The sequence below is a fragment of the Microcoleus sp. T3_A4 genome (assembly GCF_036700465.1).
Classification (GTDB): domain Bacteria; phylum Cyanobacteriota; class Cyanobacteriia; order Cyanobacteriales; family Microcoleaceae; genus Microcoleus.
Window position 1 is genome coordinate 1 of sequence record NZ_JAUBOY010000108.1, and the last position, 3,960, is coordinate 3,960.

General features: G+C 47.2%; 5 protein-coding genes and 1 pseudogene. All 6 read left to right on the forward strand.

The annotated features are described in order from the left end of the window. The first annotated feature begins 317 nt into the window (after window positions 1-317). Window positions 318-779 (forward strand): hypothetical protein, encoded by a 462-nt coding sequence (locus QUA07_RS29515; RefSeq protein ID WP_333332713.1) that lies wholly within the window; start codon window positions 318-320, stop codon window positions 777-779. Beyond that, on the forward strand, window positions 779-1,264 hold the full coding sequence (locus tag QUA07_RS29520) for a hypothetical protein (RefSeq protein ID WP_333332716.1): 486 nt from the start codon (window positions 779-781) through the stop codon (window positions 1,262-1,264). The genes QUA07_RS29515 and QUA07_RS29520 overlap by 1 nt, the downstream gene beginning before the upstream one ends. Next, complete coding sequence (locus QUA07_RS29525; RefSeq protein WP_333332718.1) at window positions 1,261-1,530, forward strand: hypothetical protein; 270 nt, start codon at window positions 1,261-1,263, stop codon at window positions 1,528-1,530. Before QUA07_RS29520 ends, QUA07_RS29525 begins: the two co-directional genes overlap by 4 nt. Beyond that, window positions 1,518-2,075, forward strand: coding sequence for a hypothetical protein (locus QUA07_RS29530; protein ID WP_333332721.1), 558 nt, complete (start codon window positions 1,518-1,520; stop codon window positions 2,073-2,075). The genes QUA07_RS29525 and QUA07_RS29530 overlap by 13 nt, the downstream gene beginning before the upstream one ends. A 433-nt stretch (window positions 2,076-2,508) precedes the next feature. Beyond that, window positions 2,509-3,327, forward strand: a complete 819-nt coding sequence (locus QUA07_RS29535; protein WP_333332724.1) for a hypothetical protein — start codon at window positions 2,509-2,511, stop codon at window positions 3,325-3,327. 354 nt (window positions 3,328-3,681) lie between these two features. Further along, window positions 3,682-3,960, forward strand: a pseudogene (locus QUA07_RS29540) (hypothetical protein); the annotation flags it as partial.

Below are 3,960 nucleotides of genomic sequence, written 5' to 3' on the forward strand. Positions count from 1 at the left end.
TGATGCTCAGCAAGCTTCGAGCTAAGCGGAAAAAATCTAAGGTGGAATTAGCAGACGTTGAAGCGCTCCTCGAACTGCTTGACTAAAGCTGAGGTGACAAAACTTTACCCGCTACTCTTGACAAGGTGGCTGCGATACTGCGATCGTAAGTAATTAAGGAAGATTGACGCGCGGTAGCCCAGTGTCTCACCACTGAACTAACCACGAACTTCCCCAACCGTTGTCCTATAACGCTTGGAGCCTAACTATAATGCCATATTCAGCCGATTGCCTTGACGGGCGATCGCAATTATTCACGTTTGACGTGAGGTTTTGCCATGAGTGAACCCATCGTCAATCGTCGTCGCATCGACCACTTGAAAGCACACGCTTACAGCCTGGGATTAACTAACGACGACGCCAAAAAATTTGGCAAACTTTCCAAAACTTCCACTTGGGAAGCTGTTTGCGAGGCTTACTGTGTTGATTGCCCTGGTCATAAAAGTGAGTACGTGGATTCATGCCAATGTGTCGAGCGTATCATTTATCCTTCTGTAGACACTGTAGACACTGAATCGCCTGACACAAGCGGATGGATTAATGATGGTTCATCCCCGGTGTGCAGCTTCACTCCCCAAAATTCCACCAATTTTTTTGATTGGGTTGACCTCTCCCAACTCATCGCGCTCGCGCTCGCATCTGCGGGAATCTTTTTGCTGGCAATGAGTCTTTGGCGACAAATCAACCCACTTAATCTACTGCCTCCTGTCAAAGTCAACATTCAAATTGGAGCAAAATAATGGGAACAATGACTCGACTGTTTGGCGGCGAAAGTAGTGATGCTATCAGCAGTAAGTCTGACAAGCTGACTGCCCCTACAGATGCAAGCGTAATTACACCCCTTAACCCCGGTACATTTGCCAGCATCCGCACCTCGCCCGTGGTTGACGCTCCTCGGTATTTTGACAAGGAAGAAGCTGACAAGCTGAAGGAGTTAGCAAAAGAAAAAACCGAGGGCGCTCGTCACGCAAAAAAAGCCTATAAATCGCTGGGACAGATTGAAGAGGCGGATGCAAAGGTACATAAAGCCCACAGGAAATACGAGGGAGCGGTAGCCACAAACGAACTCACTAAGAAAAAAGCTGATGTGGGTTTGGCTAAGACTTTGCATGGCTTGCGCCCTGGATATGCCCGCTTAGGTGTCGGCTTGGAGAAGGCAGAAACTCGTGCTGCTGAACGGATTGAAGCCATCAAAGCTAAATTACTGGGAGGTACGGAGCAATGATAAAAGCGATCGCACTCGGTGACAGCTTCTTGCTGACTGCGATCGCCTCCAGCTTTCTTTGCTGGCTGGCATCGCTCCATCATTCCCTACTGCTGTTTGTACAAGCATTATTTGCACTCAAACTCATCATCAGCGCTAGCGCTTGGTTACTCGATGACGCAATCATTGCCATTCTGAAAATCAATTTACTGCAATTTAGGTTCAGGCTGATTGCCAGCACAATCGGGGCTTTAGTAGGCGCGGGGGTGATGTTATGTCGCTCCTGAAGGTATCTGTCCTTTCTCTCTCTGGACTGACTCTCTGGCTGGCTCCGCCGTTCATTTTTTCCCGCAAGGTTCCTCTGCATAATTTCATGCAAGGTGTTGCCCTGGTGTCTGGTTTCGCGTGTTGCTTTGAAGGTCGGCGGTGCGCTCTGAAGGTTGCTAAAGCTGAGGAATTTGAAGCAATGAAAGAGCGGGCTATTGATGCCGATGTGGCTGATGAGCTTAGCACTTCGATCTACGTGGCTGAGCAACAACGACGCAAGGAAGCGGAAGCTATTCTTGCAGCTTCCGGCGAGGAAGTGGAAGCCGCTCGGGAAGCTCTGGAAGCGGTATACAGCAACGACTTACAGCCTGAAACTTCCGCTACCACTTCCGATGATGAAGCTAGTGATTTACAACTGTGGTGGAAAGTGGAAGCGGCACAGACTCAAGGTAAAACTGCGACCTGGATTATAGAAAATATCCTGGGCAAGAAGGGGCGTAAATTCTCTGAAGGCAAAAAGCAGCTTGAGGAATTAGTTAACAAATTTGGTAACCAGGAAATATGAGAACGTGGGCCGGGGGGACAGCTCTTGTGGCCCGCCCTCCCGGCCGCGATTTGCCCGCTCGCTTGCTCAACTTGCAACCGGGTTGAGTGATACCCGGTAAACTCCCCAAAAAAACAACACTTATGGTATAGTGTGCAATTTCAAAATTGAGGCTCTGTAAATAGAAGCGTCAAAATGTGCTCACTACAGCGTTAGAATTCAATGAAGTGTAAGCACCAGCCTCCTACAAAGTCAATATTTTCTCTTTGACCTAAAGCAGGTTCCACTTCGTTGTGCTTAAATCTTTTGTAACCAACTATCTACGCCAAAAAACCGCTGCGTCTATTGGAACCAGAACAGCGGCTTTTTGGGTTCAATCCACATCACACTCGCTTAGGGCGAGCAATGACTTATGACCTATTCCAAAGGACTCGTAAACCCTTCAGAACGTGCTATGACTCATTCTACAGCTATTCCTGGGCAATTTTACCCCTTCACTCCTTCTATGGCTAAGAAACTGAGAGAGGCTAACTTATCGGCTGCTGAGTGGCGCTTCTGGTGTTACCTCACAGAGCATGACCCCTGGGGCGACCGCTACAAAGAATTAGACCCACTCGACATCATGAGAGAGTGTGGCATGAGCAAAGCTACTTACTATAGGGCAAAAGCCAAACTTCAAGAACTGGGGCTATTTGATTTCCAAGAAAGTAAAGTCAGCTTTAGGAATTTAACGGGAATCTCAAAGATAAAGCAGGTGTCTCAGAAATCTGATTCCTGTCTCATGGTTGAGGATACCAGTCTCAAAATTGAGACTGAAACCTTAGTGTTGAGACAAGAACCGCAAGAAAGAGAAAAACAAACTCTGGAACCCGCTCCCAGTAAGGATTCTAAAATCTCTCAGACTCTTCAGACTTATTCAGACTTATTAAAGACTCTCTCAGAAGGAATGAGAGAGAGTTTTGAAAAGTTTTGTAAAAAGAAAATACAAGAGTCGCCTTTTCCAATAGCTAGCAACAATGCTTGGTTGAACAAGCATGGAGCTGAGTATTTGCAGGAATTCAAAGAGATGTACTCGGAAGCCTTGGTTAATCCAGAGGTAACTACCCCAAAATCCGAGGTTCTCAGACCAGAACTTCTTACTCTGCAAATAATGTATCCACAGACCTGGGAAAAAGCGGCAGCTTATTATGGATACATTCTCCCGAATTCTCCGACGGTAGAAATTAATGCTGATACCTCTAAGGCTGAACCGCCTGACACAGTGGATTGGTAGATAATTAGCGGTTACATATACTGGTTGCAGAACGCTTTAGGTAACTTCTACCAGTTTCAGGTGTTAGGTATTTATAAGGGAAGTTATGCAGAGTAAACCTTGCCCTGCAACCTTGCTGTAACGGTTTCAGGCTCTAGGTTGGGAAATATGTGTTTCCCCGCGTAAACCTCTAGCGGGATTTTTACGACTGGCCGCCACTGTCTTTTTCGCAGTCACAGGTGGAAAATCGGCCATCGGAAAAATAGCCGCCACGCAGTCCGCAAGGACACCAAAAAGTCGTGTGTCACGCGGTTGACACTAATTGGCGTTACTGCTATAGTAAGTGAAACGCCTGACACAAGCGATTCATTTACTATGCCCAACCCTAAAGGACACGAAGACTCAATCAAAGATTCTCGCTTTAAAGCTGCTTGGCAGAGTGGCCCGACTCGCACCATCCGAGTTCCGATCGCCCTGGCTGATGCTACTCTCAACTATGCCCGACAACTTGACCAAGGAATCGAACCGCGTGACACAGCTAATACACTTCCCAAAAGACTAACACCTGACGCGGCAATGATGCTCAGCAAGCTTCGAGCTAAGCGGAAAAAATCTAAGGTGGAATTAGCAGACGTTGAAGCGCTCCTCGAACTG